Source organism: Pseudomonas sp. PSB11 (genome assembly GCF_014596605.1).
Lineage (GTDB): Bacteria > Pseudomonadota > Gammaproteobacteria > Pseudomonadales > Pseudomonadaceae > Aquipseudomonas > Aquipseudomonas umsongensis.
On sequence record NZ_NOIO01000005.1, the window covers coordinates 1 to 15,404 of the forward strand.

Annotated in this window: 11 protein-coding genes and 2 pseudogenes; 5 read left to right on the forward strand and 8 right to left on the reverse strand. The window is 52.4% G+C overall.

The features are described from left to right. Positions 1-901: 901 nt before the first annotated feature. Positions 902-1,264 carry a DUF4942 domain-containing protein gene (locus CGA21_RS30355; RefSeq protein WP_411157064.1) on the forward strand — a complete coding sequence of 121 codons (363 nt, stop codon included), beginning with the start codon at positions 902-904 and terminating at the stop codon, positions 1,262-1,264. Here CGA21_RS30355 and CGA21_RS08225 read toward each other — a convergent pair. The 4 genes and pseudogenes from CGA21_RS08225 to CGA21_RS08240 all read right to left on the reverse strand — a co-directional run bounded on the left by CGA21_RS08225 (position 1,145) and on the right by CGA21_RS08240 (position 7,380). Then, complete coding sequence (locus tag CGA21_RS08225; RefSeq protein WP_188263952.1) at positions 1,145-4,321, reverse strand: hypothetical protein; 3,177 nt, start codon at positions 4,319-4,321, stop codon at positions 1,145-1,147. The genes CGA21_RS30355 and CGA21_RS08225 overlap by 120 nt on opposite strands. A 219-nt stretch (positions 4,322-4,540) precedes the next feature. Next, a pseudogene (locus tag CGA21_RS08230) lies at positions 4,541-4,687 on the reverse strand (integrase); the annotation flags it as partial. 121 nt (positions 4,688-4,808) lie between these two features. Next, on the reverse strand, positions 4,809-5,453 hold the full coding sequence (locus CGA21_RS08235) for a hypothetical protein (protein WP_188263953.1): 645 nt from the start codon (positions 5,451-5,453) through the stop codon (positions 4,809-4,811). Between the two features lie 406 nt (positions 5,454-5,859). Continuing rightward, complete coding sequence (locus tag CGA21_RS08240) at positions 5,860-7,380, reverse strand: DUF2235 domain-containing protein (RefSeq protein ID WP_188263954.1); 1,521 nt, start codon at positions 7,378-7,380, stop codon at positions 5,860-5,862. Between the two features lie 234 nt (positions 7,381-7,614). On the opposite strand from CGA21_RS08240, the pseudogene CGA21_RS29935 reads away from it, so the two are divergent. Then, a pseudogene (locus CGA21_RS29935) lies at positions 7,615-7,778 on the forward strand (integrase); the annotation flags it as partial. A gap of 166 nt (positions 7,779-7,944) precedes the next feature. On the opposite strand, the gene CGA21_RS08245 reads toward CGA21_RS29935, so the two are convergent. Next, positions 7,945-8,655, reverse strand: coding sequence for a hypothetical protein (locus CGA21_RS08245; RefSeq protein ID WP_188263955.1), 711 nt, complete (start codon positions 8,653-8,655; stop codon positions 7,945-7,947). 551 nt (positions 8,656-9,206) lie between these two features. Further along, positions 9,207-10,061, reverse strand: a complete 855-nt coding sequence (locus CGA21_RS08250) for a hypothetical protein (RefSeq protein WP_188263956.1) — start codon at positions 10,059-10,061, stop codon at positions 9,207-9,209. 281 nt (positions 10,062-10,342) lie between these two features. On the opposite strand from CGA21_RS08250, the gene CGA21_RS08255 reads away from it, so the two are divergent. After that, positions 10,343-10,702: a response regulator gene (locus CGA21_RS08255; protein ID WP_317451687.1), complete on the forward strand. Its 360-nt coding sequence runs from the start codon at positions 10,343-10,345 to the stop codon at positions 10,700-10,702. A gap of 102 nt (positions 10,703-10,804) precedes the next feature. On the opposite strand, the gene CGA21_RS08260 is transcribed toward CGA21_RS08255, so the two are convergent. Further along, entirely contained in the window at positions 10,805-11,713 is a 909-nt protein-coding gene (locus CGA21_RS08260; protein ID WP_188263957.1) for a site-specific integrase, read from the reverse strand. Between the two features lie 175 nt (positions 11,714-11,888). On the opposite strand from CGA21_RS08260, the gene CGA21_RS08265 reads away from it, so the two are divergent. Beyond that, positions 11,889-12,869 carry a DNA-binding protein gene (locus CGA21_RS08265; protein WP_188263958.1) on the forward strand — a complete coding sequence of 327 codons (981 nt, stop codon included), beginning with the start codon at positions 11,889-11,891 and terminating at the stop codon, positions 12,867-12,869. Between the two features lie 117 nt (positions 12,870-12,986). On the opposite strand, the gene CGA21_RS08270 is transcribed toward CGA21_RS08265, so the two are convergent. After that, entirely contained in the window at positions 12,987-13,895 is a 909-nt protein-coding gene (locus CGA21_RS08270; protein ID WP_188263959.1) for a hypothetical protein, read from the reverse strand. Between the two features lie 711 nt (positions 13,896-14,606). Between CGA21_RS08270 and CGA21_RS08275 the strand changes: the two genes are divergently transcribed. Further along, complete coding sequence (locus CGA21_RS08275) at positions 14,607-15,347, forward strand: hypothetical protein (protein ID WP_188263960.1); 741 nt, start codon at positions 14,607-14,609, stop codon at positions 15,345-15,347. Positions 15,348-15,404 lie beyond the last annotated feature (57 nt).

Genomic DNA, 15,404 nt, shown 5'->3' on the forward strand with positions numbered 1-15,404 from the left:
CTCGCAGTGTCTGTCGTTGAAATAGCATCACCATAATGGTGACGCGTTCCTCGGTACTCAAGTGTTTGTATTGGGTAGACATGGCAACACCTTACATCAGGTATTGCACTTACTCCTTGAGACCGCCACTCCGCCCATTTCGTGCATCTGCTGAAAGTGAATCAGATGCGAATTTTGCTAGCAGTTGCTCATAAAGTACCTCGCCGATAACTTGCGTTTGAAAGTAGTCCGACTCGATAGGCACCCTACGGACAGAAGCGTTCTATGGGATGCACCTGGAAATCGAATTGACTCAATGGGCATCAGAAATGACTGTGTGCGTCTCGGGTTAATACACGCTCCGGCAGCTGCCTGCGGTCGTGACAGGCAAATAACTGCCAAAAGTGCGTTCTTAAGGTCTGAATGATCGGATCCCTCATCACTTGGGACTGGCTAATGAAGGCCAGCCCTTCTCGTCGGGCAGCAATCGACCAAAAGCTGTCTCTCGCCAAGGGCAGCCAAAATCGGACATTAATATGCTCAGATCTCGCGCTACGCAACATCATTTGCTCAGGCTATCGCATAACGTTTGACCGCGCTGAACTCCAAGCTTTAAGTGAGCGTCAACAGATAGCCATCTGGATGAAGGACCAAGAAATTTAACTCGCAGTGGGCCCTCGTCTCATTGCGAAAAGTGGACGCTACCAATGCACGGCATGCAGCCGATCAGAACGGTTCATAACACTTTAGAAGTAAGCTGATAGAAAGTCTTTTTCTATTATAGACAGTTACCCGATCTGGATCGCATGTTGAATCTGCTGAATGGTAAAGCGGTTCCAGAGCATGCAACGATCTTTCCGTCAGGCTGGATGCACTGATTAGCAGACAGCACTCATCTGTTGTATAAGACAAGTATATTGAGATAGGCAACTTCCAGACAGGCACCAGACACATCAACTTTAAACGCCCTAGCTTGATTGATAAGATGAACGACCTCGTCGCCAAGCATTATCCAGCACTTTTCCAGGGACATTTCCAATGTTCGATTCTCCCTTGCCTACCAATCAGAAACAAGGATACAATTGAGGGAGCAAAATTAAAAATCTATAATAAAACACCTGTTAATCAATATATTAAAAATCAAGACCAATTTCTAAGACGGCACTTAGCCTGCTACCGGTCTCGACAGTTGCATTTTACGTTGATCGGCTATGCGCTGAAGAGCGCCCTGCAACAATCCCCTCTCCTCAGGTTCGCTCTGCGCATAAATCCACAGAGCCCTTAAATTTTTATCGCTGAGTAAGTCAGCCAGAAATCCCCAAAGAGCCTCCTGGTCATCCCTCCTTAACCGAAACATTCCGCCTTCTTCTACGCGAGAAATGAGTTGTTTCATCGTTGGAGAGTCCTCCGCCAATGAACAGGCAGCAAGGAAAGCGCGCATTTGGTCATGACGAAACTCCCAGGATTTTCTGGCCTTGCGTATCGCCCTTGGGCTGTCTTTAGACAGAATATCTGTTACGCCATCGCCAAGTGCATCTCCCTCCTCGGCCGAAAATGCACGGCGTCCCTCGACGATCATTTGCACCGCTAGTTGCCGGAGTGGAACCAGATCAAGCTGATCACCGTCACCGCGTGTGGCCTTGGAAAGCACCGCACAATAGAGTCCGATCCGGCCATCCGGTATTGGTGTCCTAGAGGGATCGCTTTCCATGAGTTCAAACAGGAGTCGAAGGTCATAGCCTGACACGATTTCAACGTTACCCTCCGACGCCAGACGCTCATCCAGCGCCCTGCCGGATTCGATACTTTTAAACCATAACGTCAGCAACCCTGTGCGCTGTTCAGAAATCGTTTTCGGTAAATACCAGGTAGACCAGTTCTCTTGTGCATCAGATTGCGAAGTAGCAACAATCTTTACTTGAGGGTATTGGCTTCCAAACGAGGTAATCGCCTGATTGCAATCAGCTTCATTTGTACCGTCGAGCGCGATAGCAATATGACCCGCACGTAGCATAGCAGTCAGTAAAGTGGCATCTCCAAGCGGCAGCCCAAATTGCTTGAATCGCCTACTGATGACTTCAATTACCCAACTTTCAGGATTACCCGAGTCAGGGGGCTGGATCATTGCATAATCCCTGACTGGCAACATAACTAATATAAAACCATACTTACGAACTATATCCGCGAGCGTTGTATTTTCCGGGTCGCAGTAGTAGGCCCTCGCCCACGACATAAAGATAGCGCTTTTTCCCATTCCAATGCGCCCGTGCAACCACACTCGCTTTCTGGAGGTTAATTCGCTGAGCAAGGCTGATGACGTCAGCATCTCCCCCTTTGCATTTCGCACAGGTGGATCAAGGAAAGGGGGCGCTTCAGCAGCCAGTAATGTGCGTCGGACATTCTGAAACCAGGGCTCCAACATCCAACGCTGCATTGCCGGCACATGTCGCAACAAAAAAAAGGGCCAGGTTAACAGTTTTGCGCCCCACGCTGGGTCCGTGAGCATGCGAAACACGGTGAGTGAGTAATGAGAGAACGCTAGCAAAGCCAAAAACAGGATGATGTATATCGCGCTGAGCATAAACATTAACTGAGGCCAGACCGACATAAAATACTCGATCCATGTCTGCCCTCGGACCGAGATACGGACAGGAGTTCCCACTGCTCCTTTAGCCTGAAACAATTGTAGCTGCCAGTCACCGATTTCCTTGAATGTCACAGTGGAAGTCACCTCAGCGGATTCAGGCATCATCTCCGTCTTCTTAATACGATTAATCTCACCCCATTGTTCCGTCTTCTGTTCAACGCCGTTCCGGGAAACTGACAGGATCAGTCCAAGTTCATTACTCTGAGATGCACAAGGGTGGGAAATACGTAGGTTAACCACCTGAGCCACATCCTTAAGGAACGGAGTCTTCGAGATGGGTACAACGCTAGCTTTACTCAGCGGCAAAGAAGGGATTTTATAGAGGCCATTCTGCGCCCCGACTAACATCGTATCGCTTTCAGGCAATTTATCTATCGCAAACACAGGTCCCGTTCTTTCACCCCCCGCAGGGACAACCTCCAGCGATGATGTGTCGAGCTGAAACCACCCGTTCGAAGCGCCGATCAACAATCCGTTACGGCCCGGCAAGTCATGCGCTTCGTACACAGTCCCCGTATTCGCGCCCCCCACCGAAACGACCTTAGTTGATGCGATATCGAAGCGGAATAACCCTTTTTCCGCACCGATGAGTATTCCATTGGTTTCGGGCAGATCGTGCATTACGTACACATGGCCTATTTTTTCCCCGTCAGCCAGAACGATTTTTCCCAATGCCTTATCAAACAAGAAAAAGCCGTTCGCCGCAGCGATGATTATCCCTTTGCCCTCCGGCAGATCCTGCGTATCGTAGACAGATCCGGTGTACACACCATCAGCAGACTTTGTAGTGGATGAATTCTTATTAAACAAAAAAACGCCATTCTTAGCGCCGATGAGTACCTCAGGCCCACCAGGCAGGTCATGTATCGCGGTTACTGAATTTATCTTGGACCCTGGGACCTCAACTACTTCTACAGGGCTTTTTTCGGAGAGAAATAAACCATTCTCGGCCCCGATGAGTGCTTTGTCGCCTTCTGGCAGAATTTTGGGATCATCTAATTTGCTGCCTCCTGGCAGGGCAAGAGTATCAGCTACTTTGCCGACCTTAGTTTTGCTAACTATCACCACTTTTTTCGATCCAGGATCAAACCGGAACACCCCCCCCCAAGTACTGATCAGTACGCCATTGCCTCCTGCTAAGTTATACATCCCGACTACTGGCCCCGTCCTCTCCCCCTCGACCATCACCACCTTTTCCAACCCTATATCGAACAAAAACAGGCCATTCCAGGTACCAATCAGGACCCCCTTACCGTCAGGCAGAGGGTGCAGCCCAATCACGGGTACTGTCCTCTCTCCGTCGGCCTTGAACACTTTCCGCAGCTTTACGTCATATCGGAATACACCATTAATCGCGCCAATAAGTACTTGATGGATGCCGGGCAAATTTTGCATCGCTCTCACTGCGTCAGTCGCCTCACTATTAACTATGTCGATTTTTTTCAGGTTATTATCGAAAAGGAACAAACCGCTCCACGTAGCGATCAGCTCCTCTTTATTCTCCGGCAGATTTAGCATCTCAGTGACGGGGCTCGTCGCGGTGTCAGTACCAACAGAAATCAAACACCCTCCCCAACTTGAACTGGATCCCAATGCCTGAACAGAAGTAAAAACCATCGCAAAACCTACCGTAACCTTTACGGAAAACCGGATAAGCATCTGATATTTCTTATGAAAATCACTTAGGCTAATCATTCATGGGCCCCGCTTTATAGTGAGAGCAATTATTCGACTGAGGCTAGGTCAACACGAATTCAAAAGGCATCTACCAATAGAGTAGTCGGCTAATTAATCATAATTAAAAAATGTCAACTATCGAATCACATCATCCATACCAAAGCTCGAAGGAGCTATTGGTTCGTACTTGGATGAAAGCTAGATGAGCGAATCTTGGTAGTGCGCTGAGTCTGTATAAATTTTCTTTTTCTTTCGCCTCATTGTGTGAGTCGCATCCATAGCTGGATCAAGGCCAATGGCATGCACCGATGCTTTGACAATACGGGCGTATTGCCGAGTGGAGAGATGGTCGGAAGTACCTAGTCGGCTCGGGAAAAGGCAGTCTGAATCGCCCCGGATTTCTTAGATAGTGAGCGACCCCTTTTGGCCGATTTGTGCCTTCCAAGACCGGCTGAAACCGACCCATAGCGGCCATAGAATCTAGTGGCATGATGGAGTGTGCGGTTCATGAAGAACTCAAGGCCTTACGTGCCGCAATTTCTTTCTGGAGAGCACCAGGAAAGCCAACGGGAAATACCTTCCAAGGAGGTAATTGCTGGCCGGTTACAACTGTCTTCGGGATCGCTTCAAAGCGAATGACGTATGTTCTAGCATGCTCTCTGAATTCGGCAGCTTGCATCTTGAATTCGTTCGAAAGGGCATATGGCTCGTAGCCCTCAAGCAAAGTTACAAGCTCTGAGTCCTTTTGAACGAGCGTGCTAATCAATCCATACATTAGTACATGTTTGTCGTGGCCATTTTCCCTAGCTTTCAAAACGTACGACTCCAAGATTCCCCAGCTGGGCACAAGGTAATCACGGTTAAGTTGCTCAGAAAGCGATTTTGTTTCCTCTAACTTTAGCTGAATCTTCGAGAGGTATTCAGTAATAAGGCGCTGGTTCTCAGTTTGCACCTTCTGTTGGATCTCTGCTACCTCATGGGCAGCTTGTACTTTCTTGTCGTAGATCCAACCTATACCACCACCGATGGCGACGGAAACGGCAACGATAATTGGAATCCAAACCGCAGCAACTGTCTTCGAGGGGTCTTTTGTAGCCGAAGCGGACGTGGCTGCTGTGCCGGAAGGCGTTTGTTTTTCGCTTTCGTTCATAGCTTTACTCCGAGCCAGATGTCAAAGGATTGAGATACCCAACAGTTAGTTAAGGTGCCGATTTTAGCCGGTCCACAGTAAACAAGCTAATGACTCAAACCTATAACTAGGGCATTTCGATTCTATAGTGCGAGCCTGCTCTGAGAATAATAGTGCTCTGCGAATTTTTAGCTTTTGGATATAGATTAACTATTCCATCACTGCACAAAACATCGGATGTACAATTTTCATCTCAGATCCACCGAACACGGTATAGACACGCTTATATCAAGCAAAAAAGCTCAAAGTCCAATATTAATGCACATGCATGATTTCAATCGTACTACTTTATTACTTGGCCATCGATATCTCGTAATCCTGTGTCAAGCTCTTTCGCCAAGCGCGAGTGTTTGGTTTGCTCAGCGAATTACCGAATCGTCAACGCCACATGCCCCTTGTTATTTCCATAGCAATTCCACGCGTCATTGGCATAGGCATAGAGATACCCCGAGCGCTTCGGCGTATACGTACAGCCGTGGCCGATGAGGAAAGTTTCCGGTTTCAGCAGAATGCCCTTGGCATCGACACCATCGCTGTTGGCGATTGCGCCGACGAGACTGAACCAAGGGTAGTTCTCGTGGCGGCGGGTGAAATAAAAGTTTGCGTTGCTGTTGTTAAATAGCTTTCCGTACCAGGTTTCCAGTTTCCCCAGCGCAGTGCCGGCAAGGTATGCCAGTTCGCCGGGTTGGAAATTGTTACTCACTGGCCCGGCAGGGTCGCAAACGATCGAGGCGTCAAGCCATTCACCGCTGGCACAGAAGGTATAAGCGGTGCCAGCGTTAAGCCACAGACCGATTTCGTTCCACGGCGAGCGCGCGGAGATGTCCACCACCAGCGGGATAGGCGGAGCCAGTAAGCGCGCTTTGCGGTAGGGAGATTGGGTGATGGGTGGGGTTTTCTGCCGGTCCAATGCTGAGCTGTGGAACAGCGCCGGTTGTGTGGTCATGTCGGCCACGCTCCGCGGCTGAGTCGCCAGCACGTTGAAAACCCCATCACACGAGTCGTGCATGGTGTCGTAGAGGTCTGGCTTGATCTGCCCGACAATATTCGGGTCGAATTTCAGTCCGGCCGCGCTTGCTTCATCAAGCATCCACATCAGCGCGCCATTGGCCAGGCCGCACTCCCGGTAGCCACCGCCGACGTCTGAATGCACGCCGGGGAACCAGATTTGTTTGAGCTTGGTGCCATTCGGTGGATCGCTCCACAGCGTCGGCTGGAACGAGGCACGGCGTTCGTCCATCGCCAGCGCGTGGCGGGCGTGCTTTACCGAGGGGTGCAGCGTGGTGTCGTGGAAGGTGTAGTGATGGCGATTGTCGAGCAGATTGAGCAATGCCATGTCATCGGGGATGCCCAGCGCACCGACTGTGTCCCATACCCCAATGAAATGGATTGGGATCGACGCGTTTGCCGTGTTGTGGAACTGCCAGCCTTGAGCGGTCCAGTCTTGGCGCTGCTCAGTTTTACGTCGGTAGCCATAGGTGAGCAGGGTCTGGATGCGCGCCCAGACATCGGCGGGTGGTAGCCCGGCGATCTTCAACAGCCCGCAGCGGCCAATGAACCCGGCAAGACTGCGCACCGTGTAGGCACCGCGGCTGAAGCCGAACAGGTAGATGGCATCGCCGGGCTGGTAGCAGTAACAGAGCTTCTGGTAGGCGCTCATGATGTTGTCGTCAAGGCCGGCACCTGTGCCGCCGCCAACGGCCTTATCCCACCAATTGCCATTGGTGCCGACGCCGGGGTGATAGTAGGAGGTTTGCGCTGCGCCCTGGGCGTCGAAATCAGCTATAGAATTGTACAACCGCACGACGTTGGTGGGTGCGGGGACGCCCTGATCCAGTTGGTCGGGGGTGTTCCAGGTGCCATCGCAGCAAATAACCAGATTAGACATGGCAGATCCTTTTTCCCGGCTGAGGAGCCGGTTAAAGAAGCCCGACGGCGGGTCTGGCTAATTGCTGCGAGCAGTACCAGGTACGTCTGTCGGAAAGTGCTGCTGACCACGGAAACCCAGCGGCAAACATGATTCAAGATCAGCTCCATGAGGGCGTCAAGCTGCATCAGCTAAAAACAATAGCGTCTCGTCCGCGGCATCTGGCCAGAAGCGCTTCGCAGCGAGGCTCAAGCATCTCACACGCTCCGGAAAACTAAGCATCGCTGATCTATCGCAGGACGAGAACCCTGAGAACGTTCCAACTCCTACTTGGTCATACGAAGCTTGAAAGCACGGTCAGGCAACTGGGAATCGAAGTTGATGATGCTCTGGAAATGGCGGAGCACACGGAAGTCTGACCATACCTAGTCACGGTCGATGCTAAACCGTCGCTTTTCGAACTATAGAGGTCGGTCGCCACAGGCAGAAATCGGCCAATAGCTGTCGTTGCCAGAGGAAAACTATGTGTTTGCCATCGACTATGCGCCGGTCGCTCTTGACGAATTTTTGATCAATCGCCCCAGGTCAGTCTTTACCTGATTTGGGCTTCTCATCATGAACCGGCCTACCTCTAAGACTCTCAAGATTACTCAAGAACGTTACGACGGCACCCGCCCCGCCGGCAAACAGCAACGGTACTTGATCATTAATCTTTTGAATCTGATCGTGCGTGACCATCCCGGACGCATAAGCCAAAAATACACAGGTGTAGAAAAGTGGAAGGAATACTCCGAATGATGTCAGCATTAGAATGCTGATACTTTGTATTGCCTTCATGTCGAGGGCCTTGGAGTTAATTTCTCGTAGGCTATAGACAATCGTGAGAAAAAATACTGCCATTCCCAGATTGAGCGCTGCCTGCACCCAAACGTTAAGCCATTGATCGGACGCCGAGTAGTTGATCCAACTCATAGGCGCAATCAGCACAATTAAAGACAAATAGATTAATGCTCGCCTCCATGCGTTAGGCCAGCCTCGCCAGAAAAAAGCCATGGTGAGGACTCCTGCGCAAGCTGGGTACGCCCAAAAAACGATCCCTCCTATCCACTTCCAACCAGGAACAATCGGCCAATTGGTTGGCGAAAGTAGGATAGCGACCAGGGGGGTGGCACGCTGCAGAACAATAGTAAAAACGTCTGAACCAATCAGCATAATCAGTAATGCGATGACGAAAACGATGAGCCCCGCCATTGTCGCGCCGACGCGTACAAGAATTGATCTAAGCTGCGAGTTCACTTCAGCCTCCCGCATATAGTGCGATGCGCAGACCGGTTTGCTTCAACCGCACAGCCGTATGCATATTGGCTCGTGGGCCCGATTGTGGCGGTAGGAGTATAGCCACCTAATGGCAAAGCCAAGTGCGCGTTTGGGCCTAGTCCTAAAGAACCTAAAGAACCTAAAGCCCACATGACAAAAGACGAATACCAACAAAAGATAAAACAGCTGGAACAGCAGCCCCCCTATGCGGTATATCAGAAGCGCTACAAGCAAATCGTGGCTGACTTCCTCAGGGCGTGAAGCTGCCGCTCAGCACCGGCAGAAATCGGCCGATTGTGTTGAAAAAGTCGGTCCTTCCAGGCAGCCCTCGTACTGACTGCTGAAAATGCCTTTTTTGCGCGCAGCTACGCGAAATCTAGGCCCGGAACCCTCTGCTCAAAGTAAAGATTTCAATCTCAAGCGCGTACTTTTTGTGCCGTGGAACCGTGGCAGACTTTTTCAACACAATCGGCCAAAAGCGGTCTATCAACGGAATCTATATGACAGACCTTTGCATCGTTTTGACTTATCTATTGGAGTGGCTCTCCCAGAGCGCTCGCAATATCTGAAGGTTGAACGTGCAGACCATACATCGAGCCCGAATGATGTTTGATCTTTCGGATTCTTCGGCCCACCACCACCGGATTTCTCACGCGTAGTTCATGACGATCCTTCAAAAGCCCCGCATTGATTGATCTGAAGATCCAATTTGGCCGCAGCTGACCGGCAACGCTAGTATCAATCTCTTCAAGGCACACCCTGACGAGCTTGACCAACGTAATCGTCTCACTCGGAGAAAAGGTTGTTGGAGATTTATCTCCGAAAATCAGGCCGGGGATGGATGAACGTGCCTCCCAGAATCTCTGAAGACCTGGTGCGTCGTGCTTCAGGAGCTTCGAGTACTCGCTCGAAAGCTCGGTCGCCCCGTGGATTACGTGGTTTCGCCTTAATCTCAGGTATTTAACCGTCCTCAGTAATGAGGGCTCTATTGGCACAGTATGCTTCACCAAATGCTGATTCAACGTTTCATCAATGGGATCAGCCAGTGTAATGGGGGTTTCAGCTATATCTCCCCAGTGCCGTAAAGCAGCCTCGATGAAGAGAAGCAATTGCTCGACTGCGAAAGCGAAGCTCACTCCCAGCGATGTATTGAGTTGAGCATCACGAAACGACAACAGGCGTGTCATAGGAACGTGTATTCGCTCGGCGAACTCGTTGTCAGGGAACACTTCGCTCGTGAATTCAGTCGGGCGCAACGTCGCTAACTCCTGCCATCGCGCAGCGACATCTTCGTGCATAAACAGGGTGAGGCACAATTGGTCGTTGACGCTAGCTAATGCTCGCATGTGAACGTTGCGAATGGGCGTTTTGGTCGGTAGCGACATTCAGAGTTCTCTTGAGTCTTGGAAGGTGGCGGGCTTTAGGTTGTCACGAATGAGCAGAGAATTCCCAGGGCTGGAGTGGTTGATCTGAATCGCCCCTGGTTTCGTAGACACCTCGAACGGCTGCAAAGGGTCGACTTCGCGCCTCAGCAGACGACACCTACACTTGGCACTTACTGATGGTACCGCGCCGTTCGTTGTGAATCCCAGGCTCGCCCATGCGGGTTTCGTCCTATGCTGTCTTTTCGATGTGGCAAAAAACCTGACCTTGAAGGACAAGACGTGTGAACGTGAACTGGGACGGAATGCTGCCGATCGAAGGTATGGTGATCGTTGTTGAGGATGATCCAACCCTTCGATCACTGATGACGGACATTCTGTCCGAGATTGGCGCCCAGTCTCTGGCGTTCGAGACTGCAGACGACGCGCTGACGTACTTTTTGCAAAATACTTTTCACTGCCCGCTTGTGATCGTGGATCAGGCGCTACCAGGGCAGATCCAGGGTATGGAGTTTATTGAGATGATCCAGAGTCGTCTGCCATGGATCGCCTCCATCCTCACCTCCGGTTATTTGATCGATCCAAGCGACTTACCAATTCATACAATTATCTGCACAAGCCTTGGTCCCTGGATGACCTGGTGATTTCGGTGGCCACGCTGCTGCAGCCTGGAAACACTGCCGGGCCTATTTAGCAGCGGAGTTCTCATAATCGAGCGTCGCAGGGTTATGTAACCACCTACACCGCTAACGGCGCAGGTCTCCAAAGGGCGCAGTGGTATCGATGTAACGCATGGCCGACTTCACGTCCCGCCAACCGACATAGTCCATCAGTTGCTTGGTGCTCCAGTTGTCATTGTTTGCCCAGGTCGCAAATCCACGGCGCAATGAATGCCCGGTGTAGGCAGCACCATCCAGACCGCTGCAAGCAAACGCCTCCCGCAGCACATAGGTCACGCCATCGGGCTTGAGCCCCTGGGGGCTGATTTGCCCCCACTGGTTGATCGGACGAAATACCGGTCCCTCCTGCAGTTCGCTGATCGCCAGCCAGTCCTCGTAGGCCTGCACCGGACACAAACGCTTCAATGCCGGCAACACGACTACCTGCCCGCGATTTTCTCGATCAGTTTTGCTGCTGCCCAGAAACACCTCCAACTGCTGCCCCTGACATAACGTATTGTGCTCCACCCGCAGTCGACATAACTCGTCAGCGCGAAAGGCCCGCCAGAAGCCCATCAAAATCAGCGCCTGGTCACGGTAAGCACGCAGGCGTGCCACCGGGTGATCACTGGCGATCAGTTCCTGCAGGCCTTTCACACAGCGCTCCAACTCGATCAACGGCAGAGGCTCGGCCTGTTTGACCAGGCGTGGGTGTTGCGCACGGATATTCCGCAGCACTTGGCGCACCTTGGCGTTTTTGGTGGGATCGTCAAAGCCGTGGCGTTGATGCCACTGCGCAAGCGCGGCCAGGTGCAGGCCCAACGTGTTGCTGGACAGCGTTGCGGCATGTTCGACCAGATACCGCACCACCGTGTCACCGGACGCTGGCAAGCAAGCACCCCACCCCTGCTCGAAATACCTCAGCACGCCCTGATAGCGCCGCTGGGTGCTATCCCGCTGTACGGGCCGTAAATAACGATCCGCTGGGTCTGTCATGGGATTCCCCTCCTCGCGTACGGCGAAAAAGCCCCATTTCGAAAAACTGGTGCATAACTCTGGAGAAATCAGCATTCTCCAGAGCTATTTCGTCGCCCCGCCCGTTGTATTCCGGGCATTTGTACACCTGTACTTCCATACTGCGTAAAACACCACGAAATCGTCGGAGACAGGCATGGCGCGCGGCGGCATCAATAAGGCGGTGGTCCAGATCGCGCGCAACGCCCTGCTCGCCCGCGGGCTGCACCCCAGCATCGACGCGGTGCGCGTGGAGCTGGGCAATACCGGCTCGAAGACCACGATCCAGCGCTACCTTAAGGAGCTTGGGGAAGCCGAAGCGCCAGCGCCGGAGATGCCTCTGGATGAAGAGCTCAGTCGCTATATCGCCAGTGTAGGCGCGCGCATCCAACAGCGAGCCGAAGAGGCGCTGGCGACCGATCGAGCGGCCTTTGACCGTCAGCAACTGGCGGCCCGGCAACAACGGGAGGTGGAAGCGGCGCATTTGGAGCATTTGCAACAGACTCACGCCGCCCTGGTTCAAGCCCGACAGGCAGGCTTGGTCCACGAACAGGCCCTGAGTGGCCAGTTACAGGCGTGTGAGCTGGAACGCCAGCGGTTGCAGGAGGCCCGTGAGCAACAACTGCGCCTGCTGGAGGACCGGGCGGGGCAGATCGTTTCCTTGGAGGGCAAACACCGCCTGACTCAGGAGGCCCTGGACCACTATCGGGAACAGCACCTACTGCAGCGCGAACAGGAAATCCAACGTCACGATCAGCAACTCCAGCAATTGCAGCGTGAAGCACGGACAATCCGCGACCAATTGCTCAGCAAACAGGAAGAATTAAGCCAGCTGTACCGTGATCTGGAGCGGATGAGCGGCGAACAGCTACGCCAGCATCAGGAGACGCGCCGCCTGGAACAGGCCCTGCAATCGGCCGAGGAGCAGGTGCAAGCAGCCGACCTCGAACACCAACGCGATCTGCGGCAGATGCAGGCCATAGCCCACAAGCTGACGGCCTTGCGCGAGAAGACGAAACAGCAGTTGCTCAAACTGCGGCAAACCCAACGTGAGCTGCGGGCCCGGGCACACCAGATCAGCCAACTGCAGATGCTGGTGGAGCGCTTGACTCGATCAGCGCCGACAGATCCCGATTGAGCTCCGTGCGTGCCGCGGTCCCATCCATATACAGCACTGCTTAGCAGCCCCAAGGTACTGGCACCCAAGCACCCGGAAATCTCGCCGAAATAAATAGCACGCAGCGCGCCCGCCTCATCAAGCAGCCCTCTTCTCGCTTGCCGTTCGGCGCCGTCGTTTACTGTCGGTTTGAATGCCTTCAAGGCTAATTTGCAGGGTTGGATAGAAGTAGCGCAGTTCCCTGGGTGTCAACTCTCTCCTGTTCCAATCGACATCCCAGTAAAAGCCGAAGCCGAAGGTCATCGCTTCAACACCATCCGGATCAGCACAGAGGAAACCAAATTCGAATTTTTCACGTTCGATATTACCCAATTGCATTACCGTACGCGGCAAGAAACGCAATAAGTGAGAGTGCCTTGCAAAAATCTCAACACTAACCGGCCACCCTGCCACCAATGCAAGATGCCCTTCACGGAAATGATGATCTAGCAGCGGGTACAGCCATTTTATGGCGCCGGCAAATTCAGGCTGCACGCAGATCAAATGGAGATAGACGATGAAGCGCTCCCGCACAAAGTTGCGCGCCCAACTGTATTTATCAACATCACTGGCCAGAATTACTAACCACCACACGAAATCCTGCCAATCGGCAGTCGATATTCGGCGCTGCAGCCGCTTACGATGGTGTCCGTGCAGAGGCTTTCCGTCTAGCCTGAACTGCGAGACCAATGTGCGACCATGATCGCTCGACACCTCCAGCAGCTGCAGAACCTCCCAGAGCGGGTTGTCCAACACCTGCTGCAGCATTGGAAACGCTGCGATCAAGGCAGCCTGCAACTTTGGTTCCGGCATAACGCCAAGAAGGTATCTCTTCCACTTGTTTGTAAACCCACCCCCAGGCCGAACGAGTCCCGCCCGCACTTCGAAGGCTTCACCCCACCGCTCCAGATCGGTCGGGCGCCACCCACAGTTAGCCAACAGGATGAGGTGATTGATAAAAACAATCGCCCTCAGCTTATGAGCAAGGCAATGTTCGAGGCTGGTCATTTTTAACCTTCCTCCGTGTTCGTTTTATCGAACATCATAGCCTGCGCTGCATCAATAAAATTTGATGGAAGCAAAATAGTGGCGTTGGATTCACAGAAGCACAGATGGCTCAATTCCGTTAAATATTAGTTATAAACTGCGAAAATGAAAAAAACCAAGTACATTCCGGCGTATCCTATCGGATAATCGCTATATATTTTTGTTTGTTGCGGTTCGTTGTATCCATTTCTTACTGGCACACAACAGCAAATAATCTCTCCGTACAACCTGAACGGGTTGCCAGCGCTACACCGTGGAAAATGCAGATGAGTAGTAGGACGGTAATGGCAGTGTACTTGCTGCGACGTCTATTGACCTCGGCAGCAGTTGCAATACGGCGTTATCTGGTTCGTATATCGGGAGGCGACAGTGGTAACGACTTCAAATCGTCCCGATGACAGTCGCGCTCACCCTGTACCTGTTTGACAAGCATACCTTCCCTATCCCGGCCAATGATGGCACCTGAGGTTCGAAAACGAACATGGCAATGAGAAGCAAACATCGGGTGAGCGCATTGCCTGACACCCGGCAATGATCGGCGTAATGGGCCTGACCCTACACGATCGCAACACGGCACGCCCGATGGGTGTGCTGCGGGACATCATCGCGACGGCTGCGCTTTTATCAGCCGAGAGCATGAGTAGGCCCTCTCATTTAAGGAGTCCTCGCATCATGAGTTTGAATTACGGTCGCAAACACAACCGATCTGCCACCATTCTCATCGAGACCCGACAGATCACGTCAAATCTGGAAAAAGCTAATGGCATTCCTGGCCTGCGCTGTTTCATCTCGACGGCATGGGATCTGCAACACGACCATCCAATTGACCAATGTCTCTCCTGTGGTGGAACGCTGGCCGAGGCAACGATCAGGTCGCCGGAAATTCTGGCGAAGCCCCTTAGCGGATTTAACAGCAACTCCAGCCGGTGCCATCTCAGACACTGGTACCAATACCATGGTGTCCGCCACGAAGTGTCGGCTATTCACAATGGCTGCGTCTGGTTGCGGCCGGTGGCAGCGAAAGCAAAGGTTCGCGAAGAGCCCGTCCAAACCCACGTTCTGCATAAGTCCAATGCGTCACTTACGCAGCAGCCATCCGCAATTCAACGTCTGGTTGGCTTTTACGCCGAATCGATGTATTTCGGTGCAGGCATGAAAAAGGTTGAAGCGAGCAGGCAGATGCAGTCGGAAATTCAGATTATGAATCTTTCTCGACGGAGTGATGACCATCTGAAAATTCCGTCTCAAAAGACAATGTCCTTGTTCATCGACGAGTACCTAACCCGTGCACTGTCCGATGGGCTCGCTTCCAGGCGCTCGATCGTCAAGGAGTTCGCAGGTGTGAGTCGCAAGCCGCTTGATCAGCAGACACTCCACCCGGCAGAACAGTTGTCGCCGGAGCTTGAACAGTAGCCGCCACATAACTGCCTGCCCCTTGCGACTGCTGCAGGTGGGCAGGTATGTGAAGTG

What these genes read in the sequence shown, in the direction of transcription:
- CGA21_RS08225 (WP_188263952.1), bottom strand. Translation starts at nt 4,321, where the DNA reads ATGATTAGCCTAAGTGATTTTCATAAGAAATATCAGATGCTTATCCGG.
- CGA21_RS08235 (WP_188263953.1), bottom strand. Translation starts at nt 5,453, where the DNA reads ATGAACGAAAGCGAAAAACAAACGCCTTCCGGCACAGCAGCCACGTCC.
- CGA21_RS08240 (WP_188263954.1), bottom strand. Translation starts at nt 7,380, where the DNA reads ATGTCTAATCTGGTTATTTGCTGCGATGGCACCTGGAACACCCCCGAC.
- CGA21_RS08250 (WP_188263956.1), bottom strand. Translation starts at nt 10,061, where the DNA reads ATGTCGCTACCGACCAAAACGCCCATTCGCAACGTTCACATGCGAGCA.
- CGA21_RS08260 (WP_188263957.1), bottom strand. Translation starts at nt 11,713, where the DNA reads ATGACAGACCCAGCGGATCGTTATTTACGGCCCGTACAGCGGGATAGC.
- CGA21_RS08265 (WP_188263958.1), top strand. Translation starts at nt 11,889, where the DNA reads ATGGCGCGCGGCGGCATCAATAAGGCGGTGGTCCAGATCGCGCGCAAC.
- CGA21_RS08270 (WP_188263959.1), bottom strand. Translation starts at nt 13,895, where the DNA reads ATGACCAGCCTCGAACATTGCCTTGCTCATAAGCTGAGGGCGATTGTT.
- CGA21_RS08275 (WP_188263960.1), top strand. Translation starts at nt 14,607, where the DNA reads ATGAGTTTGAATTACGGTCGCAAACACAACCGATCTGCCACCATTCTC.